General features: G+C 63.4%; 25 protein-coding genes. 5 read left to right on the top strand and 20 right to left on the bottom strand.

Translation table 11 applies throughout. The annotated features are described in order from the left end of the window. Positions 1 to 2: 2 nt before the first annotated feature. The 9 genes from QF118_RS16530 to QF118_RS16490 form a co-directional block, all read right to left on the bottom strand. On the bottom strand, positions 3 to 968 hold the full coding sequence (locus tag QF118_RS16530) for a type II secretion system F family protein (protein WP_282300144.1): 966 nt from the start codon (positions 966 to 968) through the stop codon (positions 3 to 5). Between the two features lie 6 nt (positions 969 to 974). Further along, the gene (locus QF118_RS16525; protein WP_282300143.1) at positions 975 to 2444 is read right to left on the bottom strand and encodes a TadA family conjugal transfer-associated ATPase; all 1470 of its coding nucleotides are present in this window, start codon (positions 2442 to 2444) and stop codon (positions 975 to 977) included. Positions 2445 to 2457: 13 nt separating this feature from the next. Next, a complete protein-coding gene (locus QF118_RS16520; RefSeq protein ID WP_282300142.1) occupies positions 2458 to 3714 on the bottom strand; it encodes a CpaE/TadZ family protein in 1257 nt (418 codons plus the stop codon). 328 nt (positions 3715 to 4042) lie between these two features. Continuing rightward, positions 4043 to 4729: an OmpA family protein gene (locus QF118_RS16515; protein WP_394357064.1), complete on the bottom strand. Its 687-nt coding sequence runs from the start codon at positions 4727 to 4729 to the stop codon at positions 4043 to 4045. 19 nt (positions 4730 to 4748) lie between these two features. Beyond that, a complete protein-coding gene (locus QF118_RS16510; protein WP_282300140.1) occupies positions 4749 to 6185 on the bottom strand; it encodes a type II and III secretion system protein family protein in 1437 nt (478 codons plus the stop codon). A 216-nt stretch (positions 6186 to 6401) separates the two neighbouring features. Then, positions 6402 to 7253, bottom strand: a complete 852-nt coding sequence (gene cpaB / locus QF118_RS16505) for a Flp pilus assembly protein CpaB (protein WP_282300139.1) — start codon at positions 7251 to 7253, stop codon at positions 6402 to 6404. A 191-nt stretch (positions 7254 to 7444) separates the two neighbouring features. Further along, on the bottom strand, positions 7445 to 7624 hold the full coding sequence (locus QF118_RS16500; RefSeq protein WP_282300138.1) for a hypothetical protein: 180 nt from the start codon (positions 7622 to 7624) through the stop codon (positions 7445 to 7447). Between the two features lie 84 nt (positions 7625 to 7708). Then, positions 7709 to 7888, bottom strand: coding sequence for a Flp family type IVb pilin (locus QF118_RS16495; RefSeq protein ID WP_282300137.1), 180 nt, complete (start codon positions 7886 to 7888; stop codon positions 7709 to 7711). A 106-nt stretch (positions 7889 to 7994) separates the two neighbouring features. Further along, positions 7995 to 8174 carry a Flp family type IVb pilin gene (locus QF118_RS16490; RefSeq protein ID WP_282300137.1) on the bottom strand — a complete coding sequence of 60 codons (180 nt, stop codon included), beginning with the start codon at positions 8172 to 8174 and terminating at the stop codon, positions 7995 to 7997. Between the two features lie 356 nt (positions 8175 to 8530). Here QF118_RS16490 and QF118_RS16485 point away from each other — a divergent pair, with 356 nt between their 5' ends. Then, entirely contained in the window at positions 8531 to 9382 is an 852-nt protein-coding gene (locus QF118_RS16485) for a lytic transglycosylase domain-containing protein (protein WP_282300136.1), read from the top strand. Here QF118_RS16485 and QF118_RS16480 read toward each other — a convergent pair. The 11 genes from QF118_RS16480 to coxB form a co-directional block, all read right to left on the bottom strand. After that, complete coding sequence (locus QF118_RS16480; RefSeq protein WP_282300135.1) at positions 9379 to 10794, bottom strand: FAD-binding oxidoreductase; 1416 nt, start codon at positions 10792 to 10794, stop codon at positions 9379 to 9381. The genes QF118_RS16485 and QF118_RS16480 overlap by 4 nt on opposite strands. 143 nt (positions 10795 to 10937) lie before the next feature. Beyond that, complete coding sequence (locus QF118_RS16475) at positions 10938 to 11780, bottom strand: MBL fold metallo-hydrolase (RefSeq protein WP_282300134.1); 843 nt, start codon at positions 11778 to 11780, stop codon at positions 10938 to 10940. Positions 11781 to 11932: 152 nt separating this feature from the next. Beyond that, a complete protein-coding gene (locus tag QF118_RS16470) occupies positions 11933 to 12520 on the bottom strand; it encodes a GNAT family N-acetyltransferase (RefSeq protein WP_282302503.1) in 588 nt (195 codons plus the stop codon). Further along, positions 12520 to 13782, bottom strand: coding sequence for a M16 family metallopeptidase (locus tag QF118_RS16465; protein WP_282300133.1), 1263 nt, complete (start codon positions 13780 to 13782; stop codon positions 12520 to 12522). The genes QF118_RS16470 and QF118_RS16465 overlap by 1 nt, the downstream gene beginning before the upstream one ends. Continuing rightward, positions 13779 to 15167, bottom strand: coding sequence for a threonine synthase (gene thrC, locus QF118_RS16460; protein ID WP_282300132.1), 1389 nt, complete (start codon positions 15165 to 15167; stop codon positions 13779 to 13781). The genes QF118_RS16465 and thrC overlap by 4 nt, the downstream gene beginning before the upstream one ends. A gap of 4 nt (positions 15168 to 15171) precedes the next feature. Beyond that, the gene (locus tag QF118_RS16455) at positions 15172 to 15843 is read right to left on the bottom strand and encodes an SURF1 family protein (protein ID WP_282300131.1); all 672 of its coding nucleotides are present in this window, start codon (positions 15841 to 15843) and stop codon (positions 15172 to 15174) included. 130 nt (positions 15844 to 15973) lie between these two features. Continuing rightward, entirely contained in the window at positions 15974 to 16780 is an 807-nt protein-coding gene (locus QF118_RS16450; protein WP_282300130.1) for a cytochrome c oxidase subunit 3, read from the bottom strand. Positions 16781 to 16799: 19 nt separating this feature from the next. Further along, the gene (locus QF118_RS16445) at positions 16800 to 17384 is read right to left on the bottom strand and encodes a cytochrome c oxidase assembly protein (RefSeq protein WP_282300129.1); all 585 of its coding nucleotides are present in this window, start codon (positions 17382 to 17384) and stop codon (positions 16800 to 16802) included. Beyond that, a complete protein-coding gene (locus QF118_RS16440) occupies positions 17374 to 17541 on the bottom strand; it encodes a cytochrome c oxidase system small membrane protein (RefSeq protein ID WP_282300128.1) in 168 nt (55 codons plus the stop codon). The genes QF118_RS16445 and QF118_RS16440 overlap by 11 nt, the downstream gene beginning before the upstream one ends. Continuing rightward, positions 17538 to 18473, bottom strand: coding sequence for a heme o synthase (cyoE, locus tag QF118_RS16435; RefSeq protein WP_282300127.1), 936 nt, complete (start codon positions 18471 to 18473; stop codon positions 17538 to 17540). Before cyoE ends, QF118_RS16440 begins: the two co-directional genes overlap by 4 nt. A gap of 102 nt (positions 18474 to 18575) precedes the next feature. Next, entirely contained in the window at positions 18576 to 19478 is a 903-nt protein-coding gene (gene coxB / locus QF118_RS16430; RefSeq protein ID WP_282300126.1) for a cytochrome c oxidase subunit II, read from the bottom strand. 194 nt (positions 19479 to 19672) lie between these two features. On the opposite strand from coxB, the gene tldD reads away from it, so the two are divergent. From tldD to QF118_RS16410, 4 genes are all read left to right on the top strand, one after another. Then, positions 19673 to 21094: a metalloprotease TldD gene (gene tldD / locus QF118_RS16425; RefSeq protein WP_282300125.1), complete on the top strand. Its 1422-nt coding sequence runs from the start codon at positions 19673 to 19675 to the stop codon at positions 21092 to 21094. A gap of 242 nt (positions 21095 to 21336) precedes the next feature. Continuing rightward, positions 21337 to 22536, top strand: coding sequence for a DNA-processing protein DprA (gene dprA / locus QF118_RS16420; protein ID WP_282300124.1), 1200 nt, complete (start codon positions 21337 to 21339; stop codon positions 22534 to 22536). A gap of 169 nt (positions 22537 to 22705) precedes the next feature. Continuing rightward, the gene (gene topA, locus QF118_RS16415; RefSeq protein WP_282300123.1) at positions 22706 to 25423 is read left to right on the top strand and encodes a type I DNA topoisomerase; all 2718 of its coding nucleotides are present in this window, start codon (positions 22706 to 22708) and stop codon (positions 25421 to 25423) included. 125 nt (positions 25424 to 25548) lie between these two features. Next, complete coding sequence (locus QF118_RS16410) at positions 25549 to 26106, top strand: L,D-transpeptidase (protein ID WP_282300122.1); 558 nt, start codon at positions 25549 to 25551, stop codon at positions 26104 to 26106. Positions 26107 to 26193 lie beyond the last annotated feature (87 nt).

Genomic DNA, 26193 nt, shown 5'->3' with positions numbered 1-26193 from the left:
CCTCAGACCTTGATGTTAACGAGCGCCTTCATGACGATCATGTTCAGCACCAGCATGACCCCCACGATGATACAGGCGGGAATGAACCACGGGTGATCAAGCACCTCGTCGTAGTAGTCAGGCTTGGCCACCTGGATGAAGACCAGCGCGCCCAGCGGGAAGGCGGACAGGAACTTGCCCGACCACTGCGCCTCGGCGGTGATGGCCTTGACCCGGCGGAACAGGCGGAACCGCGCGCGGATCACCTTGGCCAGACCTTCGAGGATCTCGGCCAGGTTGCCGCCGGCCTGCTGCTGGATCGCGACGGCCACGGCGAGAAAGCGCAAATCCTGCATGTCCAGACGTTCGGCCATGTGTTTCAGGGCCTCGCCGATGTCGCGGCCATAGGTTGCCTCGTCGGCGATGATGCCGAATTCGGTGGCCAGCGGGTCCTTGATTTCCTTGGACACGATGGAAATGGCCGAGGTAAAGGGATAGCCGGTGCGCAGCGACCGCACCATCAGCTCGACCGCGTCGGGCAGCTGTTCCTCGATCATCGACAGGCGTTTCTTGGCCTTGTGGTTGACCCACAGGTAGACACCGCCAACCCCCATGGCCGTGCCCATCAACAGGCGCACGGCGAAACCGGCCTCGGTGCCGATGGAAAGGCCCAGAAAGGCCACGACGCTGACCGCGGCCATGACCATGATCAGCTGCTGCGGCGTAAAGGCGATGGCCGCCTTTTGCGCCTTGTCGGCCAGGATCGCGTACAGCGGCAGCGACCGTGAATTCATGTGCTGGTCCATCTCCTTGCGGAGCTTGGCCAGCACGTCCTCGCGGCCCTCGCCCTTGTCGAGCATGTCGAGCCGGCGATTGACCTTGTTGTTCAGGCTGATGTTCTTGCCAAAGGCGACCAGGTAGACCCCTTCGACCAGAACCAGCACTGCGATGAAGATCATGCCATAGATGATCGGTTGTGCGCTGAGCATTGTGTATTACTCCGGTCTGAAGGGTTCGTAGATCGAGGCAGGAATGTCATAGCCCCACATCCGGAAACGTTCCGAGAAGTGGCTGCGCACGCCCGTGGCCGTGAAATGGCCGATGATCTTGTTTTCGGGGGTCAGACCAACCCGCTGGAAGCGAAAGATTTCCTGCATGGAGATCACGTCACCTTCCATGCCGGTGATCTCGGTGATCGAGGTCATCCGGCGCGAGCCGTCCTGCAAACGGCTGGCCTGGACGATCAGGTTCACAGCCGAGGAAATCTGCGAGCGCACCGCTTTCAGCGGCATCTCGATCCCGGCCATGGCGATCATGTTTTCCAGACGCGCCACACCGTCGCGGGCGCTGTTGGCGTGGATTGTGGTCATCGAACCGTCGTGGCCGGTGTTCATGGCCTGCAGCATGTCGATGACTTCCTCGCCGCGCGTTTCGCCGACGATGATCCGGTCGGGGCGCATCCGCAGGGCGTTCTTCAGGCAGTCGCGCGGGGTGACCGCGCCCTTGCCTTCGACGTTGGGCGGGCGGCTTTCCATGCGGCCGACGTGGGTCTGCTGCAGCTGAAGTTCGGCCGTGTCCTCGATCGTCAGGATGCGTTCACTGTCGTCGATGAAAGACGACAGGGCGTTCAGCGTGGTCGTTTTACCCGAACCCGTACCGCCTGACACGATGATGTTCAGGCGCGTGGCCACGGCGGCCTGCAGGTAGACGGCCATTTCTTCGGTAAAGGCGCCGAAATTCACCAGGTCGTCGATGCCCAGCTTGTCCTTTTTGAACTTACGAATGGACACCAGGCTGCCGTCGATGGCGATCGGCGGCACCATGGCGTTGAAACGCGATCCGTCCTGAAGACGGGCGTCGACGTAAGGGTTGCTTTCATCGACACGGCGACCCACGGCCGACACGATCTTGTCGATGATCCGCATCAGGTGCTTTTCATCCTTGAAGGTGACGTCCGACAGGGACAGCTTGCCCTCTTGTTCGATAAAGATCTGGTGGGGGCCGTTGACCAGGATATCGGAAACCGTTTCATCCTTGAGCAGGGTTTCCAGCGGGCCCAGGCCCTTCACCTCGTCATAAAGGTCGTTGATCATCGCGCGGCGTTCGTCGCGGTTCAGGACAATGCCGCGTTCCTGCAGCGATTCCGTCGCGATGGCGTTGATCTCTTCGCGCAGCTCAAGCTCTCCGGCCTGGTCGATGGCGGCCAGGTTCAGGTTGTCCAGCAGGGCGCGGTGCAATTCCAGCTTGACCTCGGAAAGGCGCTCCTTGCGCTTTTTTTCCTTGTCCTGCGGGGCAGGCGCGGCCGAGCTGACCTTGACCTTGCGCGCCGCGGTCGGCGCGTTCGAGGATACGTTCGGTTTCACAGCCGGCAGCGTGGATGCGGCGGCCGCGGCGGCCGCGGGGGCCGCTGCGGCCGCAACCGGCGAGGCGTCTTTGAGCGAAGGCTTCTTGTATCTTGAAAACATCTGTCAATCTTCCTCAGGCTGCTTCAGCGTCGGTGTCACCCAGCGCGATCAAGCTCGCTGCCAGTTTGGAAATTTCCTTGCGAAGCGGGTTCTTCGCGGCGTGGTTGGCCAGCGGCAGGCCATGGTCGCAGGCCTGCATCACCACCTTGCCGCCATCGGGGAATTGTACATCCAGCTTGATGCCCAGGCTGTCGGCCATGCGCTTGACCCGGGCCTTGCCCTGCAGGTCGGTGAACTTGGGCGCGCGGTTCAGGACAAAGCGCAGCTTGTCAAAGGGCAGGTCCTCGGCCATCAAGGCCCGCTTCAGCCGCAGGGTGTTCTGGGCGGAACGCATGTCCAATTCGACCATGGCGAAATAGACCTGCGCTTCGTTCAGGACGGTTTCGGTCCAGTTCACCAGGGTGCCGGGCATGTCGACGATCACATAGTCAAAGTGTTCGCGAGCCACATCCAGCAGCTTTTTGACCTCTGGCGCGCCCAGCATGTCCAGCGGCAGGATATCGGCCGGCGAGGTGAAGACCTGCAGTTTGTTCTCGAAGCTGACCAGCGCCTGGCCAAAGCTTTCCCCGTCCATCGAGTCGATGTCGGACAGCAGTTCCAGCACGGATTCGCGGCGCGGCAGGTCAAGATAGGTCGCTACCGACCCGAATTGCAGGCCAAGGTCGATCAGGCAGACGCGCGGCGCACGGCCCTTGGTCGCGGATGTGACCAGTTCGTAGGCCAGGTTGGTGGCCAGGGTCGAGGCGCCGCAGCCGCCGGCGATCGACTGCACGGCAATCAGGATGCCGTCGCCGTCGCCTTTCAGCTTGACGCTGCTGGCCTTGGGGGCGGCGCTCTCGGCGGGCTGTTCGGCACGGGCAGGGGGGTGGCGCAGGCGTTCGACCGCCGCGGCCAGCTCGCCCTCGGGCAGGGGATAGGGAATGAATTCATCGGCCCCCTGGCGCAGCAACTGGTGCAGCGACGCGGGGGTGACATCCTCGGCGATCAGGATGACCTTGACGCCGCGCTTCTTGGCGCCGGCGATGATCGCGCCCAGCTGGGCCAGGTCGGGTTCGTCGATGGCGTCGATGGCCAGGGCCACGAATTCAAGGTGCGCCGCGTCGGGTTGCGTCAGGAAGGGCAGGGCCTCGTCAAAGCCCAGATCCCCCCAGAGTTCGCCAAGAATGCCTTCCATGTCCTCGATCAACAGGTCGAAGTTCTGGACGTCACGGCTGATGGTGCAGGCCGCGATGGGGGCGGGGTCTGTCGGCTGGGCGGAAATACTCGTCATAATGCCTCACGTCCTGTTCTTGGTGCAGAGCGGACCTGGCGGACGGTATGGAGTTTTCCCTTTTCGCCACCCAGGTTCCGGACCCTGCAAGCGCCGACTCGGAAGGCGGCGCATTGATCCTTCGAAGGTCAACCTGACGGGTAAACGGGGCAACATTTGGGCCAAAAAGCCGAAATTGTACGGTATTTCTGGACAGCCATCCGGCCTGTGCTTCAGGCAAATGCCATAAAATCAATGACTTGCTTGATTTGGCATTGCGGCGCTGGAAACGCGGAAGGGCCCCGCAAAGGGCCCTTCGGGAAACAGTGAAAATCCGGCTGGGGAACGATCAGCCGCCGCCGCCATCGGTGCCGGTTTCGGTCAGGAAGTCCTGACCGGAGATCCCGGAAAGGCCGGTCTTGGGTTCGCCCGAGCGTACGTATTCGCGGTAAACCACCTCGGCGTATTTGCCATCCATGACGGTGGGGTGACGGCCGACAAAGCCCGATACCTCGGTCACGGTGCGCCGGTTGCGGCGGTCCTGGCCTTCGGTGACGATCAGCGGCTGGCTTTCGCCATAGCTGACCAGTGCCTCGAGCCGCGAGCGTTCAACCCCTTGGGAAACAAGGTAATTCACGACCGTGTTGGCGCGTTTCAGGCCCAGGCTCTTGTTATAGTCGTTGCCGCCGACCTTGTCGGTATGGCCATAGACGTTAAAGCGGACCTCGGGGAACTGGCGGATCCAGTTCGCCTGTTCGCGCAGGGTGTCGCGCGCGCCTGCGTCCAGCTCGGCGCTGTTGAAGGCAAAGTTGACCGTGGTCAGAACCTCGGAGGCAAAGCGTTGCCCCAGATCGTAGACATACTGCTTTTCGCCGGTCTGATAGAGCGTGTTGTTCATCGTCGCGTTGCCGAAATCGCCGGTGTCCGTCAGCGACCCCGCCTCGCGGTTGAACGAGGCATAGACCGGGTCCTGGCTGGTGGCGCTGCATCCAGCCAGAATGCAAAGCCCCAAGCCCGCAAAGGTGATCCTGCTCATGTGCTGACCCCGCATCTGATTATTCCATCACATAGCCATAAGAGCCGCTGAAGTCCTGCTGGGCAACTTCGCCCGCGGCCCCCTTGGGCTTTTTGCGTCCGGTATCGCTGCCGACGCGGCCATAAAGGAACAGATCCTTTTCGGACGGCGGGCGGACCCGGTCGGTGGGCAGGGCCAGGGCCTCGCCCTTGGTCGGCGTCACAAGGTGCGGCGTGACGATGATGACCAGTTCGGATTGTTCGCGCGTGTATTCCGCGCTGCGGAAGAGGGCTCCGAGAACCGGAATGTCACCCAGCCACGGCACCTGACCGTTCAGATCCTTGAAGTCGTCTTCGAGAAGGCCGGCGATGGCAAAGCTTTCGCCGTCGCGCATTTCCACGGTTGTTTGTGCCTCGCGCCGGCGGAAGGCCGGGGCGCTGATGGTTTCGAATTCAAAGGCGTTGTCGAAATCCAGTGCCGAAACCGCGGTTTCCAGTTCCAGGTTGATCAGATCGCCATCCACCACGCGGGGGATGAAGTTCAGCTCGACGCCGAAGGGTTTGTATTCGATCGAAATCATGCCGCCCTGCTGGGCGACCGGGATCGGGAATTCGCCGCCGGCGAGGAATTTGGCCTCTTGCCCGGAAATGGCCACCAGGTTGGGTTCGGCCAGCGTGCGGACAACGCCTTTTTGTTCAAGGGCTTCCAGCAGGATGCCCACCTCGAGCCCGCCCGCGTTGAAGCCGAACAAAACCGCGCCTTCCGAGGCGTTGGAGCCCGACTGCGGGTTCAGCTTGCCGACGATGGTGTCCACATCCGCCAGCGGCGCCGCGTTCCCGGTGCCGATCTCAAGCCCCAGGTCGCCGCCCAGAACCGACCCGCCGGTGCCGATCGAGGCGCGCAGGGTCTTGGCGACCGAGCGGCTCATTTCGGCAAAGCGGACTTTCAGCATGACCTGTTGGATGCCGCCCACGCTCATCAGGTTGGACACGCGTTCGGGGGCATAGCGTTCGGCCAGGTCCAGCGCGCGCTGCATTTTCAGGGTCGAGGACACCGTGCCGGACAGGACGATCCCGTCATTGGCGGTGCGCACCTCGATTTCCTCGTCGGGAAGGATCTGGCGCAGACGTTCCTTGAATTCCGTCACATCGGCCGCCACGCGCACATCAACGTTGGTGATCAGCTTGCCGGCGGCATCCAGGATCGTCAGCGTCGTGGTGCCGGGCGCCTTGCCCAGCACATAGATCGTGCGATCCGAAAGCGATGAGATATCCGCGATTGCCGGGTTGGCAATCGAAAGTTCCGCGAAGGGCGCGTCACTTTCCACCACAACCGCCCGGTTCATCGGGACGTTCAGAACCGACTCCGTTCCCGTGCGGACCACGCGAAGCTGTTCGGCCTGAAGGCTGGTCGCCATGGGGGCAACAGCCAGGGTCAGCCCCATCAGGGCCGCCTTGAGAAACCTGTCATATTTCATGTGACCTGCCTTTCGATCACGCCTCAAAATGCAGGTCTGTTTGCCTGCTTGTTTGGGGCAGGATGCGTCAGATTGCGTTTATTTGCAAGAATCAATGACTTCGGCCCTCCAATTTATGTGGACAAAGGGCAACATGGGGATTTTTGTACCCAGCGCCCGAACAGACCAAAAGGGCGCCCGATGCGGGGCGCCCTGCAAGTTTTCGTTTCAGGACCGTCAGTTGCAGGGGATCGGAATTTCGATCCGCTCGGTGCCCTTGTTGGTCCGGATGGTGCAGACCTCAAGCGACTTTTCCGCACGCTGCTCCTGTTTCTGGATGCCCAGCAGGGACCGCTGGTCGACTTCGATGGCCTCGGCGACGGTTTCGTCGTTCTGCGACATCAGCGACAGCGACAGGCGTCCAGTGGACTGGGCCTGGGCCAGGGCGGCAACCTGCTGCGGGCTGGCGGACACGGTCACGGTGCGGGCGATGGCGGCATCGGTGCTGTCGGAATGGGCCGACTGGTCGATGGCGATCAGGCTGATGCCGGTCTGGATCAGCTTGGTCACGTCGCCGACCGGCAGGTTGGGATCGTTGCCCGGAATGCGGCCAGTCCAATAGATGTCGACACGGTCGCCAGGGCGCAGAAAGCCGGACACGCCCGAAGCCACGTCAACCTTGATCGCAAAGGCGCGCTGGCCTTTTTCAAGCCGCGAGGTCAGGCCGGCATCGCCGCCGGGTTCCGAAACCTTGACGGCCACCAGGGCCTCGTGTTTTTCCATGGCGCGCACGGCGACGCGCAGCTCGCCGGTTTCGTCAAAGAACGGGTTGGCCTCGTCAAAGTGGCCCTCGGGCAGGATCTGCTTGGGCCAGGGGGCCAGGGCCACGTCCTCTTTGGTGATCTGCTCACCATAGGCCAGGGCGCGTGTCGCAACATAGATTTCCTGGGTCGGAACCGCTGCCACGACTTTGGCGCGTTCCTCCTCGAGGGCATTTTCATATGCGCCGATATAGTTCTGCGCCATGTAGACGGCAAAGCCGGCCATGCCGAGCCCCGCAATCAACACCAATCCGAATACAAGTCGCATCTGTTACCTCATGGGTTCGTGTGACCCCCGGTCCAACGGGGTTGTTCACGCACCGATATTACTGGGGAATGTGGCCAAAACAGGCCCGCCAGGGGGCCCTTGTGTGAAACATGCACAAGGCCGGCTGACAAAAGAAAAAAGGCTGCACCAGGATGGCTCAGCCTTTCTCGCGTAGGGAGACTGTGGTGCGATCAGAAGTCGTTCTCGGCAGCGATCGCGCCGCCTGCGGACGACATCAGCGCATTCGAGTTGTCCTCGATCACGAAGAAGGAGATTGCGGACATCCCCACCACGGCAGCGGTGATGACAACCCAATCAACGGTCACGGCCCCGGACGTATCGTCGCGAAAAGCCTTCAGGAAGTTCAGCATCTCAAACCCTTTCTGTTCAATTTTGGGTGATGCCCCGAGCCGGAAATCACCGGCTCGGGCGTCCTTGTCTCAGGCGAGAAAGACTTAGAAGTCGTTTTCGGCCGCCACTGCACCACCGGCTGCGGTGATCAGGGTCGAAGCGTTGGTCTCGATGGTCGAGTAGGCTGCGATGGCCAGGCCAACGACGGCTGCGGTCAGAACGACCCAGTCAACGGTCACGGCGCCAGCTTCGTCTTTGCGGAAGGTGTTGAGGAATTTCATCATTGGTTTTCTCCAGGTTGCCCGCTTGGGGCTCAGAATTTCGTTGGGTGCCGACGCGCGGCTCAGGCCTGCGCGCCGGTCTTCAAGCGGTCCTCAGACCGCGAACGACTTAGAAGTCGTTTTCTGCCGCGACTGCGCCACCGGCTGCGGTGATCAGGGTCGAAGCGTTGGTCTCGATGGTCGAGTAGGCTGCGATGGCCAGGCCAACGACGGCTGCGGTCAGAACGACCCAGTCAACGGTCACGGCGCCAGCTTCGTCTTTGCGGAAGGTGTTGAGGAATTTCATCATGGTCTCTCTCCGTAGGTATCTTGTTGCTCACTAGGACCGCTTCGGTGCGTTGTGGGCCTCTCTCACTTGCCCCGTCCCGCTGCGGTATGTGCATAATTAGCCTTCGGTTTGGGGCGAGAGTGTGACCGGATTGGAGTGTTTTTGTAGCCGCGCAAAAAAGATCGGTGATTTTGGTTAGTGACCTGTAATCAAACGAAAAAATTTTCATTAGAATGGGAAAAGCCCTGACTTCCTATCCTTTGGTGTAGGTAAAAGGCACCAGTCGGTTCACGCTTGCGCAACGGTAATGGCCATAAAGCTGCCTTTGTGCGATAAATGGAAAAAACAAAGCCATAAAAAGTAAACGAGCAGAGACCATGGGCCCCAGACTCCTTATCGCATTTTTGTGCGCCTTGCCGCTGGCTGTGCCGGTTCATGCCGAATCCAGCTTTCCCAGTTTCAGCGCGAAACGGGTCAAACCGCCCGCGCCGGGCGCGACCAAGCGGATCACCGTGCAGATCGCGCCGCGGGCCGAACCCGCGGTGCCGGTGCGGCCGACGAAACCTGCGCCGGCGCCGGAACCGGCCAGCGTGGCCGCCGCCGCGCCGCGCGCGCCTTCGGGCAGTGGCGGCAGCTATGCCTGGTTCTGGAACGCGGTTTCGCCCGACCTGTCGGCCAGCGGGCCGGGGCGGCTTGACCCGGCGCTGGCCAGCCTGTCCAAGGGGCCGCAGGGCCAATCGGTGCGTGCGCCGCGTCTTCAGGCCCTGCAGGAAATCGCCGCCAGCCATGGCACCGACATTCTGCGCGCCACCATCGGCACCCGGGTTTCGCCGGCGCTGGCGCTGGCGGTGATCTCGGTGGAATCGGCCGGGCGTGCGGATGCGCAAAGCCATGCGGGCGCCCAGGGGCTGATGCAACTGATGCCGGCCACCGCCGAACGCTTTGGCGTCAGCGACAGTTTCGATGCGGCGCAGAATATCAAGGGCGGCGTGGCCTTTCTGGATTTCCTGATGGAAAAGTTCGACGGCGACCCGATCCTGGTGCTGGCGGGCTATAACGCCGGGGAAAACTCGATCGCCAGCAACAACGGTGTGCCGCCCTACAGCGAAACCCGCGACTATGTGCCCAAGGTGCTGGCCGCCTTCCAGACCGCGCGCGGGCTGTGCATCACGCCGCCGCAGCTGGTGTCGGATGGCTGCGTCTTTCAGATCATGACAGCCAGCAACTAGGCCCGCAGCACGGCGCCGGGGTTCATGATGCCCCTTGGGTCCAGCGCGGATTTGATCGCGCGCATGGCCGCCAGCTTGGCCGGATCGCCGTATTTTTCCAGGTCCGCCACCTTGTGACGGCCGATGCCGTGTTCGGCACTGACCGAACCGTCCATGGCATGGGTCAGGTCATGCACCAGCGCCGTGACCTCGGCGCTGCGCGCCTTCAGGCTGTCCTTGCTGACGCCTTCGGGCGCAAAGACGTTGAAGTGCAGGTTGCCGTCGCCGAGGTGGCCAAAGCAGTTGATCCGCCAGTCACCGATCCCGGCCAGCGCCTGCGTGGCCTTTGTGATGAAGGCCGGGATGGCACCCAGGGGCAGGGAAATGTCGTGGCTGGCGATAGATCCGATGCGTTTGTTCGCCTCGGGGATGTGTTCGCGCAGGGTCCAGAAGTCCCGGGCCTGCTGCAAGGAATGGGCGACCAGACCATCATGTACCAAACCGGCCTCGTGCGCTTCGGCGAACAGGCGTTCCAGCGCGTCCTGCGGGTTTTGGCCCTGGGACAGGCCCAGTTCGATCAGGACACACCATTCGGGCGCGATTGGCCAGGGTTGGCGGATTTCGGGCAGGGTGGCGCGCAGAAAGTCGAAGCCCGTGCGGTGCAGCAGTTCAAAGGCGCTGATGCCGTCGCCGATCTGACCCTTGGCCAGGGTCAGAAGCGACAAGGCGGCCTGCGGGTCGGTCACGGTCAAAAGCGCGGTGCCGGTGGCGGCGGGGCGGGGAAAGAGTTTGAGGCTGGCGGCGGTGATCACCCCCAGCGTGCCCTCGGCGCCGATCAGAAGGTGGCGCAGGTCGTACCCGGTGTTGTCCTTGCGCAGCCGTTTCAGCCCGTTCCAGACCTGCCCGTCCGGCAGCACCGCCTCGAGCCCCAGCACCAGGTCTCGGGCATTGCCATAGCGCAGGGTGTTCACGCCGCCGGCATTGGTGGACAGCAATCCGCCGATCCGGGCCGATCCTTCGGAGGCCAGGGACAGCGGGAACAGCCGGTTCACCTGTTCCGCGGCGCTTTGGACATCGGCAAGGATGCAGCCGGCCTCGGCCACCAGGGCGTATTCTTCGGGAAAGGCGGCGCGCATGGCATTCATCCGCTCGAGCGAGAGCAGCAGGGGCGCGGGGCCTTCGCGCGGGATCTGGCCGCCGACAAGGCCGGTGCCCCCGCCGATCGGCGTCAGGCCGACACGGGCATCGTTGCAGGCCCGGACGATGGCGGCCACCTCTTGCACCGAGCGGGGCAGGGCGACGTGGGTCGCGCTGCTGGACCAGCGGCCGCGCGGGTCCTCGAGATGGCGCGCTTCGGCCGGGCGCAGGGTGTCCGGGGGCAGGGCGGCGCCAAGGGTCTGGGCAAAGCTGTCGTCAGCGGGGCAAAGCGGCATGGCGGGTCTCCTTGCCCGAAGGGATAGAGGAATTGCGGCGCAGGCCCAAGACCCTGTCTTTGACCGTCGAGGTCAGCGGCTTTGGCACCCGCAGGCCGGGGCTCTGCCCCGGACCCCGGGATATTTGGAGCAATTGGAAGGGCTCAGCGCGGGTCGCGCAGCCAGTTCGGGCGCAGCACCGTGATGGTGGGACGGTTGGGCAGGCTACGTAGCGAGACTTCGAGATACGGAGTGTCGACGTAGTCGATGGCAAAGCTGCCGCTCATCCCGTCGAGGAAGGCGCCAAGCGCGCCATCCGAGAACCAGTGCATCGGAATCACGACCGAGGATTTCAGACGTTCGACTACGCGCATCACCGTGGGCAGCGGCAGGGTATAGCCGCCATCGACCGGCACCATCAGCACGTCTATGCGCCCGAGGGCAGCGTATTGTTCCGGTGTCGGTTCGTGGTGCAGATGGCCAAGGTGGCCGATGCACAGGCCTTCGACCTCGAAGATGAAGATCGAGTTGCCCTTGTCCTCGCGCCCGCCGAATTGCGAGCGGATGTCCGTAGACACGTTGCGCACCAGCATTTCGCCAAGGTCGAGGTGATGGGTGATGCCCGTGCCGTGGGTTTCGCCCCAGCCTTGCAGCACATGCGGAATGGCCGGGTCGGGGGCGGGGGTCCAATGGGTGTCGTGGGCGTGGTTCATGGTGACGACGTCGGGGATCATTCGGGTGTTGCCGATGAACCCGGTGAAATCGGTCACCACGTTCAACCCGCCCGGGGTCTGGATCAGGAACGAGGCATGGGCCAGGTATTGCAGGCGCACGGTGTATTGCGGCACCGGATCGGTCCAGGCGGCCTTGTGCAGGTAGGTCAGGCCGGGGGCGGCGTCGGCGATGGCGATGCAGTGGCTGGGGCGGCGCTGGTCCTGGGCCTGCGCCGGAAGGGTGAAGGCAAGGCCAAGCAGGCCGGACATCAGCAAAGCAATCAAACGACGCATGGACTACTCCCCCTGTGAATACAAGTCAGGATAGCGCGTTGGCGGATTTCGCCAAGTGCTGGGGGATCAATTCCCGGTCGCCTGGGGTTGGGCGCCGCGCAGGTGCTGTCGGTTGCGCCCGCCATGGCGCCCGATTGGGCAGGCTGTGGGCGTTACAGCCCGACCGTGGTCTTGCCGCGCCGATCGCCGCGCAGGGCGGCATAAAGCACATGGGTGCGCCAGCGGCCGTTGATCTGAAGATAGCTTTGCGCGACGCCTTCGTATTTGAAACCCGACCGTTCCAGCAGCCCGCGCGACGGCTGGTTTTCCGGCAGGCAGGCGGCCTCGATCCGGCTCAGGTCCATCTTTTCAAAGGCATGGTGCACCACGGCCAGGATCGCCTCGGACATGTAGCCGCGGCGGGCATAGCGTTCGCCCACCCAATATCCCAAGGTGCCCGATTGCGCCGGCCCGCGCCGGATGTTGTCCAGCGTGATGGCGCCCAGCAAGGCTTCGTCATCGCGGCGGACCAGGAACAGCGGCAGGGCGCTGGCGCCGTTGATCGACCGCGAGGCCCAATAGACGCGGTTGGTGAAAGCGCGGCGCGACAGGTGGTCGTCGGCCCAGGTCGGCTCCCACGGGGTCAGGAAATCGCGGCTTTCGCGGCGCAGGTTGGCCCAGGGGGTGAAATCGGAATGCACAGGGGGGCGGAGCGTCAGACGCTCGGTTTCAAGTTTCAACTTGCGCCTGGCCCTTAGCATCATGCGGTGCGTCTCGCTTGCAGGTCCTCCAGCGAGGGCGCGCCCGCCACCGGGCCATATAGTGCCATCGCGGCGGGGGCCTGCACGGCCTGCAGTTCGGCAAAGCGGCGCACGTCCTTCAGGGTCACCGCGTCGATCTTGGCGACGGTTTCCTCGATCGGGGGGACCTTGCCCCAGATCTGGATCATCCGGGCCATGCGTTCGGCGCGGCTGGAGGGGCTTTCGAGCCCCATGAGCAGCCCGGCCTTCATCTGCGCGCGGGCGCGGTCGACCTCGACCTGGGTCATGTCGTCGGCGGCGCGCTTGATTTCGTCGATGGTGATGGTGGCCAGTTCGCCGACTTCCTCGCCCGAGGTGCCGGCGTAGATGGTGGTCATGCCGGTGTCGGCATAGGCGCCGCTTTGGGCAAAGATGGTGTAGCACAACCCGCGTTTTTCGCGGATTTCCTGGAACAGGCGGGACGACATGCCGCCGCCCAGGGCCAGGGAATAGATCTGCGCGGTGTAAAAGGCCGGATCGCGATAGCCCGGACCTTCGAAGGCCAGCGCCCAATGCGCCTGTTCCAGATCCTTCTGGTGGCGGCTTTCGCCGCCGGAAAAGGTGCCGGGTTCGGCGGTACCGGCGGTGCGCGGCACCATGTCGCCGAACAGGGTTTCGGCCTGGGCGACCAGCAGGTCGTGATCGACCGCGCCGGCGGCCGAGAGGATCAGCTGATCGGGGCCATAGTGTTCATCGACAAAGCGCGACAGGTCATCGCGCTGAAAGGCGTTCACGCGCTCTTGTTCGCCAAGGATGGTGCGGCCCAGCGCCTGGCCCGGATAGGCCTTTTCCTGCAACCAGTCAAAGATCACGTCGTCGGGCGTGTCGTGGGCCTGGCCGATTTCCTGAAGGATCACGTGACGTTCGGTCTCGATTTCCTTGGGGTCAAAGACCGGGTTGCGCAGGATGTCGGCAATCACGTCCAGCGACAGTTCGGTATCGGCGCCCAGAACGCGGGCGTAATAGGCCGTCACCTCGCGCGAGGTATAGGCGTTGATATAGCCGCCGACATCCTCGATTTCCTCGGCGATCTGCAGGGCGCTGCGCCGCTTGGTGCCCTTGAACGCCATGTGTTCCAGGAAATGCGCGATGCCGTTCTGTTCGGGGCGTTCGTGGCGCCCGCCTGCGGTGACCCAGATGCCAAGGGCGGCGGATTGCAGCCCCGGCATGTTTTCTGTGACGATGCGAAAGCCGTTGGGCAGCGTGGCGGTCTGGACGGTCACTTGGCGATACGCTCCGATATCAGGGTTTCGAGCGCGGTCAGGTCATTGGCGACCCGTGTCACGCGTTCGGGACGCTCATACAGGTCTGCCATGCGGGATGGAAGGGGCGGGCGGATGCCGCTGGCCTTTTCCACCGCGTCGGGAAATTTCGCCGGATGGGCGGTGGCCAGGGTGATCATCGGGGTGGCCGGATCGCGCATCGCCTCGCCGACGCGCACGCCGATGGCGGAATGCGGGCACAGCAATTCGCCCATGGTCTTTTGCGCCAGGGCGATGGTCTGCAGGGTTTCGTCCTCGGACACGCGGCCAGAATCGAAATGCTCGCGCAGCGCCTCTAGCGCGCCCTGGCTGACGTGGAACCCGCCATCCTTGAGTTCAGCCATCAGCTGCGCCACGGCATTGCCGTCGCGGCCATAGGCATCGAACAGCGCGCGTTCAAAGTTCGAGGACACCTGGATATCCATCGACGGGCTGATCGACGGATGCACCTTGGAGGTCTGGTAACCCCCCGTCGCAAGGCAGCGGTGCAGGATGTCGTTCTGGTTGGTCGCCACGATCAACCGGTCGATGGGCAGGCCCATGCGCTTGGCGATGTAGCCTGCGAAGATGTCGCCAAAGTTGCCGGTGGGCACCGTGAAGCTGACCTTGCGATCCGGCGCGCCCAGCGACACGGCGGACGAGAAATAGTAAACCACCTGCGCCAGAACCCGCGCCCAGTTGATGCTGTTGACCCCGGCAAGCCGCACCTTGTCGCGGAATTCAAAGTGGTTGAACATGTCTTTCAGGCGGGCCTGACAGTCGTCGAAATGGCCGTTCATCGCCAGTGCGTGCACGTTGCTTTCGCTGGGCGTGGTCATCTGGCGACGCTGCACTTCGGACACCCGGCCATGCGGGTACAGGATAAAGACATCGACCGCATCAAGGCCCTTGAACGCCTCGATCGCCGCTGACCCGGTATCGCCCGAGGTCGCGCCGACAATGGTCACACGTTCGCCGCGCCGTTCCAAAGCCTCTTGGAACAGCTGACCGATCAGCTGCATGGCGAAATCCTTGAAGGCCAGCGTGGGGCCGTGGAACAGTTCGAGCAGGAAATGACCGGGGGCCAGTTGCACCAGCGGCGCGCGCGCGCCATGACCAAAGCCCGCATAGGCCTTGGCGATCAGGTCAGCGAAGACCTCGTCGGTGAAGCCATCGCCGACAAAGGGGCGCATGACACGAAAGGCGACCTCTTCGTAGGATAGCCCGTGCAGGGCGCGAATATCGGCTTCGCTCATCTGCGGGATGGTTTCGGGCACATAAAGGCCGCCATCGCGGGCAAGGCCGGACAGCATCGCCTCTTCGAAACTCAGGGAGGGGCTTTGGCCACGGGTCGAAATGTAACGCATGCGGTCAGTCTTCCTTGCTGCGGCGCCAGATCAGCGCGCCGGTCATGAGCAGCCATACCACGGCAAGCGAATACCAGGTGATGGCGTATTGCAGGTGATCGTTCGGAATGCCGGCGGAGTCCACCGGCAAAACGGTCAGCCCGGGGTCGGGCGGGGTGATGTCGCGGGCGATGACCAGCAGCGGTTCGGTGTCCAGCACCTCGGCCATGCGGGCGATGTCGCGGGCGAACCAGGTGTTCTTGGCCTCGTCATTGTCCGGGGTCGACGCATTGCGATCATCGGGCCAGTGCAGGTTGCCCAGCACCGTGACGGGATCGGGGCGCGGCGGGGCGGATTTGTCGGCGACCGGGACAAAGCCGCGATCCAGCAGCACGCGGCGCCCATCCGCCGTGGTCATCGCAGAGATCACCCGCCAGCCGGCACCGACCACCTTGGCCGAGACCAGGACGAACAGGGCCTTGTCCTCGATGGTGCCGGTCAGGGTGACGGGCATGTATTTCTGGTCCGAGGGGGAAATCATCCGGGGCAGGGGCGCGGGGGTTCCGGCGATCCTGTCGTCGATTTCGGCCAGGATGCCGCGTTTCCAGTCAAGGCGCTGCATCTGCCAGGTTCCCAGCGCCACGAGGATCGCGGCGCCGATCAGGCCAAAAAGCAATGGGGCGAGTATGCGTTTCACGTCGGCTCCGAAAAGGAAAAGGCGCCCCCGAAGGCGCGCCTTTGCTTTTTTCATTCTGTTGCGCCGGGTTCAACCTCTGAAAGCGGGTGCGGGGTGAAACCCCGCCCTGCGTTCGGTTGCCCGAGGCGGCTCAGCCGCCCCAGATGTAGACTGCGGCGAAGAGGAACAGCCACACGACGTCGACGAAGTGCCAGTACCAGGCCGCTGCTTCAAAGCCGATGTGCTGCTTGGGCGTGAAGTGGCCCGCGTAGACGCGCATCAGGCAGATGAACAGGAAGATGGTCCCGACCACGACGTGGAAACCGTGGAAGCCGGTCGCCATGAAGAAGTTGGCGCCGTAGATGTTGCCCGAGAAGCCAAAGGCCGCGTGGGTGTATTCGTAGACCTGGAACACGGTGAAGATGGCGCCCAGACCGATCGCAAGGATCAGGCCCCATTTCATGTCTTCGCGGTTGTTTTCATGCACCAGGGCGTGGTGCGCCCAGGTTGCCGCGGCGCCCGAGCACAGCAGGATCAGCGTGTTGATCAGCGGCAGGTGGAAGGGATCAAAGGTTTCGATCCCGGCCGGCGGCCAGACACCGTCGATCTTGGGCGACAGGCCATCGGGGTGCATCGGGTACATGGCGTGTTTGAAGAACGACCAGAACCAGGCAAAGAAGAACATCACCTCGGACATGATGAACAGGATGAACCCGTAGCGCAGACCGATCTGCACCACCGGGGTGTGATCACCGGCCTTGTTTTCGGCGACGGTCTCGGACCACCAGCCAAACATGACGTAAAGCACGCCAACGAAGCCAATGAGGAGCATCCACGGACCGTGATCGTGGAAGAACCGCACCGCGCCGAAAAGCATGATGAACCCGGCCACCGACCCGGCCAGAGGCCAGATAGAGGGGTTCAGGATGTGATAGTCGTGGTTTTTTTCATGCGCCATCTTCAGTCCTCGTTAGGCGTTAATTCACAGGCGCTTGCGCGCCCGGATCGGTTGCAAGAGCGGCCTGCACGTTTTCGGGCAGGTCGATCTCGTAGAAGGTGTATGACAGTGTGATATGCTTTGCGAACTTTGCGTCCGGATCATCGACGATTTCGGGATCGACAAAGAAGCTGACCGGCATTTCCACACGCTCACCGGGCATCAGCACCTGCTCGGTAAAGCAGAAGCATTCGATCTTGTAAAAGAAGTTGCCGGCATCGAAGGGGGCCACGTTATAGGTGGCCTGCCCGGCGATGGGGCGATCAGTGGGGTTGTACGCCTCGTAAAAGGCCAGGCCCTCTTCGCCGATGCGCAGTTCCATTTCCTGCTGCATGGGCTTGAATTCCCAGGCCAGCGATTTTTCCTTGGACGCGTCGAAGCGCACCTTGATTGTCCTGTCCAGGATGGTGTCGCTGGCGGCGGTTGCCACGCTGGTCGAGCCGCCATAGCCGGTGACCGCACAGAACCAGCTGTACAGCGGGACAGAGGCCCAGCCCATGGCGCCCATGAAGGTCACCACGCCGACCAGTTGCAGGACAGTCTTGTTTTTTGCGTCAATTGCCATTTTGCACCTCGGATGGTTGCATTTGGTAATCGCCCCTCGTGACCTTGACCATTGTCATGCCGAAAAAGATCGCCACCAGCGCCGCAAGGGCCAGGCCAACCCCAAGATTGCGGCTGTAACGGCGTCCGTGCAGTTCGTGTTCCTTGCGCAGGCTCATGCAAAGATCCCCATGCGGTCAAGCCCGGCCTCGACCAGGATCGCCCCGAAATGGGCGAACAGATACAGCAGGGAAAGTTTGAAGAACTTCTTTTCAGCGCGGAAATTGTCGGCTTCGCTGGCGTCTTCGTCGCGGCGCCAGATGTCATAGGCGCCTTTCAGGAACAGTGCGTTCAGCACCAGCGCCACGGCCAGATAGACCGGACCGCCGACCTGGGTAAAGCCAAGCGCAATGGCAAAGGCGGCCAGAAGCACGGTGTAGACAAGGATATGGGTGCGGGTCGCGCGGCGTCCGTGGGTCACGGTCAGCATCGGCACGGTGGCATTGTCGTAGTCCATGCGCACGAACAGGGCCAGGGCCCAGAAATGCGGCGGGGTCCACAGGAAGGTCAGGCAGAACATCAGGACCGAGGCGGTGCTGATGTCCCCGGTCGCGGCGGCCCAGCCGATCATCGGGGGAAAGGCCCCGGCGGCGCCGCCAATCACGATGTTCTGCGGCGTCAGCCGCTTGAGCCACATGGTGTAGATCACCACGTAGAAAAAGATGGTAAAGGCCAGCAGCCCGCCGGCCAGCCAGTTGGTGGCAAGGCCAAGAAAGACGCAGGCAAAGACCGACAGCGTCAGGCCGATGGCAAAGGCTTCGTCCCGGGTGACCTTGCCGGCGGGGATCGGGCGTTTCTGGGTACGCTTCATCACGGCGTCGATGTCCGAATCGTACCACATGTTCAGCGCGCCCGAGGCCCCGCCGCCAAGCGCGATGAACAGGATCGCAACAAAGCCGATAAAGGGATGCACGGGAACGGGAGCGGCCAGCAGGCCGACGAAAGCCGTGAACACCACAAGCGTCATCACGCGCGGCTTGAGCAGGGCGAAATAATCGCCGAACTGCGCCTCGCTTTCGATGGGGCGGCTGTCAAAGCTTGCGTCGCTCATGGTCATCCCTTGGGTTGGACTGGTGTTTCAGGTGGGGCAGGCGCGCCGTGGCGGCGCGCCCGAAGGTCAGGCAGACGGTGGCGCGTTGCCGCGCCGGGCCGGTCAGTTGGTCAGGACTTCGCGCACGTCGGTGTATTCACCGGCATCCAGCGAACGGGCCAGCCAAGCCTCGTAGGCCTCTTCGCTGACGACCTTGACGGTGATCGGCATATAGGCGTGGTCCTTGCCGCACAGTTCCGAGCACTGGCCAAAGTAGACGCCTTCACGCTCGGGCTTGAACCACAGTTCCGCCAGACGGCCGGGAACCGCGTCCTGCTTGACGCCAAAGGCCGGGATCGTCCACGAGTGGATGACGTCGCCGCCGGTGATCTGCATGACGATGGTCTTGCCGACGGGCACCACGACCGAGGTGTTGGTGGCCAGCAGGAAATCTTCGCTGGAATAGCCCGAACGCTCGAGGCGGGCGTTCATGGCATCGCTGCGCACGAAATCCTTGGCGCCGGCGGCATAGTCTTCGTCGGACATGGTGGCCGGGTGGCCGATCATGAAGCTGTCAAAGGCCAGGTCGGTGCCGACATATTCGTAACCCCAGTACCACTGGTAGCCAGTGACCTTGATGGTGATGTCGCCTTCGGGAATTTCCTGCTGCTTGAACAGCACCGGCAGCGAAAACGCCCCGATGAAGACCAGCGTCACGATCGGACCGATGGTCCAGGCGATTTCCAGCGGCGAGTTGTGGGTGAAGGTGCCGGGGGTCTTGTTGGCGCGTTCGTTGTACTTGATGTACACGATGGCCAGCAGCGCCACGACCAGCAGGCTGATGATCGTGATGATGACCAGCAGCAGGCCGTCAAGCCACTGCAGATCGCGGGCCAGTTCGGTGGCGGCGGGCTGAAAGCCCAGTTTGCCGTCCACGGGACGGCCGACCACTTCGAGATCTTGCGCCAGGGCCGGCGCGGCGAAGAAGGCTGTGGCAAGGCCGGTCAGCATCGATTTGAATTGCATGTGTCACCCTGATCGGTTGTGCGTCTGTTCAGTTCATTCTGGCAGCGAGGAAGGGGTACACCAAGCCGATTGACTCGGAATCCGCTCCTCCCATTGCGTATCTGACGTTTAAAACCATATTCTGGCTCACCATTAAAGACATAGTCTTGCGGCAAAGCGCCGCTTTTCTTGATCTGGATCAAATCGAGGACACCATGGCCGACGCCCCCTTTCGCCCTTTCGACACCCATCTGGACCGCGATCAGGCGGCGTCAATCCTGCGCGACGCGCTTTCGGGCGCGGAGGACGGAGAGCTTTTCCTCGAACGTCGCCGCTCGGAATCGCTGGTTCTGGACGATGGCCGGATCAAGACCGCCAGCTATGACGCCTCCGAGGGATTCGGCCTGCGCGCGGTCAAGGGCGAGGTCGCAGGCTATGCCCATGCCACCGAGATCAGCGAAAGCGCGTTGAAGCGCGCCAGCGAAACCGCGCGGCTTGCCATTGGCGATGGCGGCGGCGTCATGGCCCCGCCGCCCGCGGGCACCAACCGTACCTTGTATACGGACGCCGACCCGATCGCGGGGGCCGATTTCCCGGTCAAGGTCGAAACCCTGCGCGAGATCGACGCCTTTGCCCGCGATCTTGATTCCCGCGTGGTGCAGGTGACGGCCACCATCGCCGCCTCGCTTCAGGAAATCGCCATTCTGCGCCCCGAGGGCGGGTTGGTCACCGATATCCGCCCGATGACCCGCGTCAACGTCAGCGTGATCGTTGAACAGAACGGCCGCCGCGAATCCGGCACCGCCGGGGGCGGTGGCCGCGTGTCGCTGGACGGGCTGCTTGCGCCGCAGGACTGGCAGTCAAAGGCGCGCGAGGCGCTGCGCATCGCGCTGGTCAACCTTGATGCCGAACCGGCGCCCGCGGGCGTCATGGACATCGTGCTTGGCCCTGGCTGGCCCGGCATCCTGCTGCACGAGGCCATCGGCCACGGGCTTGAGGGCGATTTCAACCGCAAGGGATCAAGCGCCTTTGCCGGGCTGATGGGTCAGCAGATCGCCGCCAAGGGCGTGACCGTGCTGGATGATGGCACCATCCCCGACCGTCGCGGCAGCATCACCATCGACGACGAAGGCACGCCTTCGGGCAAGAATGTGCTGATCGAGGATGGCAAGCTGGTCGGCTTCATGCAGGATCGTCAGAACGCACGGCTGATGGGCGTGGCCCCCACCGGCAACGGGCGGCGCGAAAGCTATGCCCACATCCCGATGCCGCGCATGACCAACACATATATGTTGGGCGGCGAGGCCGATCCGGCGGATATCGTCGGCGATCTCAAGGATGGCATCTGGGCGGTCGGCTTTGGCGGCGGGCAGGTCGACATCACCAACGGCAAGTTCGTCTTTTCCTGCACCGAGGCGTACCGCGTCAAGAACGGCAAGGTCGGCGCCCCGGTCAAGGGCGCGACCCTGATTGGCGATGGCGCCGATGCGCTGAAACGGATCAAGGCGCTTGGCAACGACATGGCGCTTGACCCGGGCATGGGCAATTGCGGCAAGCAGGGGCAGTGGGTGCCGGTCGGTGTTGGCCAGCCGACGGTGATGATCGGCGGGCTGACGGTTGGCGGCTCGGGCGGCTGAGGCCTGACCTTTCCTTGCCGGATCGAACGACAGCGCCCCGGGGGTGACCCGGGGCCACATCCCTTGGGCCGGGCGATTCCGGGCGGCAACGCCGGTATTCCCGCGACGCAACCCTGCCGCAAAGATAAATTCGACGTTTCTTCAACCGCTTGACTGCTTTTATGCAAATTGTCCCGCTGCGGTTTACCTCTGGTTAACCCTCCTCGCGCTAAGCATGTAATCAGCAAGAAGACGGAGCCGGGATGTTCGAAGACAGCTACTCTTCCACTCACCCCCCACTCCCACCCACCACGGAAGATGATCGGGTGTCGTGGCTCCGTCTCTTGCGCTCACGCCGGGTTGGCGTGGCCACCTTCTGGAGATTGATGGGCGAACACGGAACGGCGCAGGCCGCGTTGCAAGCCTTGCCCGAGGTCGCCCGTGCCGCTGGTGTCGCGAAATACGACATCTGTCCCGAAGGCGTCGTGCTGGCCGAAATGAAGGCCGCCCGCCTGAAGGGCGCGCGCATGATCTGCCTTGGTGATCCCAACTATCCCCCTGACCTGGCCCAGCTGTCGGATGCTCCGCCGATCCTTTGGGTCATCGGCAATCCGCAGGTTCTGACGCGGCCCATGGTGGCCCTCGTCGGCGCGCGCAATGCCTCGTCTTTGGGGCTGCGCATGGCGCGCACCCTGGCCGAAGGACTGGCCGAGGCAGGCTATGTCGTGTCGTCCGGGCTGGCGCGCGGGATCGACACGGCCTCGCATCTGGCAGCGCTCAAGGGGGGCACCGTCGCCACCATGGCGGGCGGGGTCGATGTGCTTTACCCGTCGGAAAACACCCGCCTTGGCGAACAGATCGTCGAAGAGGGCGGCGCGCGGATTTCCGAACAACCCATGGGTCTGCAACCCGTCGCGCGGCATTTCCCGACCCGCAACCGCATCGTTTCAGGCCTGTCGCGCGCCGTCGTTGTGGTCGAGGCGGCGGCAAAATCCGGATCGCTGATCACCGCGCGCAATGCGCTGGACCAGGGGCGCGACGTCCTGGCGGTGCCCGGTCATCCGCTGGACGCGCGGGCAGGGGGCTGCAACATCCTGATCCGCGATGGCGCGCGCCTTGTGCGCCATGTCGAGGACGTGATCGAAGCCTTGCCGGCCATCGACGCCCCGCAGCAGCGCCAACTGGACCTGCCGATGCCGCACCGTGTGGCGGGGCCCGCCCCGCGCAAGGCGCCGCCCGAGATCCCCGCGCCGCCGGCCGAACGCCGCACCTTGCAGGACAATGCGCAATTGCACAGCCAGATCCTGGCGCGGCTGGGACCCAGCCCGCTGGCCGAAGACCAGCTGATCCGCGACCTCGGCGCGCCCTCCGGCGCCGTGTCTCCGGCGTTGACCGACCTGGAAATCGAGGGCCGGATCCAACGCCAGCCGGGGGGGCTTTTGGCGCTGATCCTGCCACGGTGATCGCGCCGGACATGGCCCCCGTGGTGGGCGCCGAAACCCGCCCGAACCGGGCCTTCGCGCGCAGTGCGGCAAGGGCCTGATTGACATTTCCCCCTTGCGCCCCACATCCCTGATCGCCATACGCGAGACGAAAATCGCCCCGAATTTCTCGTAAGAGGTTTGTCAAAAAATGCCCGTCGTTGTCGTCGAATCCCCTGCTAAAGCCAAGACAATCAACAAGTATCTTGGCCCCGACTACACGGTTCTGGCCTCGTATGGGCATGTGCGGGACCTGCCGCCAAAGGACGGATCGGTCGACACCGAGCACGACTTCGAGATGAAATGGGAGGTCGGAAACGACTCGCGCAAACATGTCGCGGCCATCGCCGAGGCGCTCAAGAATGACGACACCCTGATCCTGGCAACCGACCCCGATCGCGAAGGCGAAGCGATCTCCTGGCACCTCAAGGAGGCGCTGACGAAACGCCGCTCGATCAAGAAGACGACCCATGTCAGCCGCGTCACCTTCAACGCCATCACCAAGAAGGCGGTGACCGAGGCGATGCAGAACCCGCGCGACATCGACGTGCCGCTGGTCGATGCCTATCTGGCCCGCCGCGCGCTGGATTATCTGGTCGGCTTCAACCTGTCGCCGGTGCTGTGGCGCAAGCTGCCCGGCGCGCGCAGCGCGGGGCGGGTGCAATCGGTCTGCTTGCGCCTGATCGTCGAGCGCGAGATGGAGATCGAAGCCTTCAAGCCGCGCGAATACTGGCAGGTCAAGGCGCAGTTCACCACGCCGCGCGGCCCGACCTATGAGGCCCGTTTGACAACCCTTGCCGGCAAAAAGCTGGACAAGTTCGATCTGGCCAATGCGACCGACGCGGAAATGGCCGTCAGCGCCGTCGAAAAGCGCCCCCTCACGGTCACCAGCGTCGAAGCCAAGCCCGCCAGCCGCAACCCCAGCGCGCCGTTCATGACCTCGACCCTGCAACAGGAAGCCAGCCGCAAATTCGGCATGGGCGCGCGGCAGTGCATGAACGCGGCGCAGCGCCTGTATGAGGCCGGGCACATCACCTATATGCGGACCGACGGCATCGACATGGCGCCCGAGGCGGTTCAGGCCGCGCGCGATGCGATCAAGGACCGCTATGGCGCGGACTATGTCCCCTCCAGCCCGCGCATCTACAAGAACAAGGCCAAGAACGCGCAAGAAGCGCACGAATGTATCCGCCCGACGGATATGACCAAAGACGCCAGCATGCTGAAGCTGAGCGAGGACGACCAGCGCAAGCTGTACGACCTGATCTGGAAACGCACCCTGGCCGCCCAGATGGAAGGCGCCCGGCTGGAACGCACCACCGTCGAGATCGGCAGCGAGGACGGCCAGGTTGGCCTGCGCGCCACCGGTCAGGTCGTGACCTTTGACGGCTTTCTCAAGGTCTACGAAGAGGGCCGCGATGAGCCGGTCGAGGATGGCGACGAAAATCGCCTGCCGCAGATCATGCAGGGCGAGCCGGCGAAATTCTCTGCGGGCGCGATGCAGCAAGCCTATGACAAGGCTGGCGAAAAGGCGGATTCGGTGGTTGACACCGATGCCCCCGGCAAGATGCAGAAAACCAGCGCCGCGGTGCTGGCGGCCAATGGCGCGGTGCTGGCGCTGCAAAGCCACACCCAGCCGCCGCCGCGCTATACCGAGGCGACGCTGGTCAAGAAGATGGAAGAACTGGGCATCGGTCGGCCATCGACCTATGCCAGCGTGATCACCACGATCCAGGACCGCGAATATGTCCGCAAGGAACAGAACCGCCTGTTCCCCGAGGACAAGGGCCGCATCGTCACGATCTTCCTGCTGAACTTCTTCAAACGCTACGTCGAATATGATTTCACCGCCGCGCTCGAGGATGAGCTGGACCAGGTGTCGGCCGGGGCCGAGGATTACAAGGAACTGCTGGCCAAGTTCTGGCGCGATTTCAGCGCGGCGATTGCCGAAACCTCGGACCTGCGGATCGCGCAGGTTCTGGATGTGCTGGACGACGCGCTGGCGCCCCAGCTGTACCCCCCGCGCGAGGATGGCACCGACCCGCGCGTCTGCCCCAAGTGCGGGCTGGGCCAATTGCACCTGAAAACCTCGCGCGATGGCGGCTTTGTCGGCTGTGGCAACTATCCCGAATGCACCTATACCCGCCCGATCACCGGCGAGGGCGCAGATGGCGAAGAACGCCTGCTGGGCACCGATGACGGCGACGAGATCTGGCTCAAGACCGGGCGTTATGGTCCCTATCTGCAACGCGGAGAGACCGAGCCGGGATCGAAGAAAAAGCCCAAGCGCGCCAACCTTCCCAAGGACCGCTACAAGAAACCCCTGCCGGGCTGGGCACCCGACGACATGACGCTGGAAAAGGCGGTCACGCTGCTGACCTTGCCGCGCACCGTGGGCACCCATCCCGACGGCGGCGACATCAAGGCGGCGCTTGGCCCCTTCGGTCCCTACATCATGCACCAGCGCCCGGACGAGGAAAAACCCGTCTATGTGAACCTCAAGGAACTGATCGAGGTTTTCGAGATCGGAATGAACCACTCGGTCGAGCTTTTGGCCGAAAAGCGCGCCAACCCCGGTCGCGGCCGCGGCGCGGCGGCCAAGGCACTGCGCGACCTTGGCGAACACCCGCAAGACGGCGGTCCGATCCAGATCATGGAGGGCAAATACGGCCCCTACGTGAAATGGCAAAAGGTCAACGCGACCCTTCCCAAAGGGGTCGAACCGGCGGATGTCACCATCGACGCCGCGGTCAAGCTGATCGAGGAAAAGGCCGGCAAGAGCGGGAAAAAGAAGGCGGCGCCCAAGAAATCCGCTGCCAAGAAACCTGCCGCCAAAAAGCCCGCCGCCAAGCCCAAGGCCAAGAAGTGAGCCAGGCAAAGGGGGCGTCTCGGCGCCCTTTTGCCGAAGGTCACATCCTGTAAACTGGATGTGACTTCTCATTTCCACTGAATCGTGATCCTGTCGCCCGCGAAACGGCGACAGGAGACAGATCCATGACCCATACAGTTCTATCGCGGCGCGGCCTTCTTGTGGGCGTCGGCGCCACCTTGATGACCCCGGCCATCGCCCGCGCAAGCGAAGATTTCAGCCGCCGCAACGTGTCCAGCTTTCTGGCGCAGGACTGGCGTGACCACTTCGAGACGCTGGGCGTCGGGGCGATCGTCTGCGACACCGGATCGCGCGCCTTGCACTATTGGTCCGCCGATGGCAGCGATTACCGCGTCTACCCGACCTCTGTGCCCAAAACCGATGAGCTGACCCGCCGCGGATATACCCAGATCGTGCGCAAGCAGGTCGGCCCGACCTGGACCCCCACCGCCAGCCAGATGGAGCGGTTCCCCGACTGGCACCCGGTCGAAGGCGGCGCGCCCGACAACCCGCTGGGCACGCACGCCATGTACCTGGACTGGCCCGCCTACCTGATCCACGGCACCCATGACACGCGCAAGATCGGGCGGCCGTCGTCCGATGGCTGCATCGGCCTGTACAACGAAAAGATCGCGGAACTGTACGGCATCGCCGAAATTGGCACCCAGGTGCGCATGATCTGATGTTAGCGCGCGCAGGGCAGGGGCGTCATTGACTCTTTGCTGCCCTGCGGCGACAACTCCCCCGAGCACAGAATTCAGGGGAGTTCA

Origin of the sequence: Tropicibacter oceani (assembly GCF_029958925.1) — a bacterium.
Lineage (GTDB): Bacteria > Pseudomonadota > Alphaproteobacteria > Rhodobacterales > Rhodobacteraceae > Pacificoceanicola > Pacificoceanicola oceani.
This window is presented reverse-complemented; position numbering and strand designations above follow the sequence as displayed.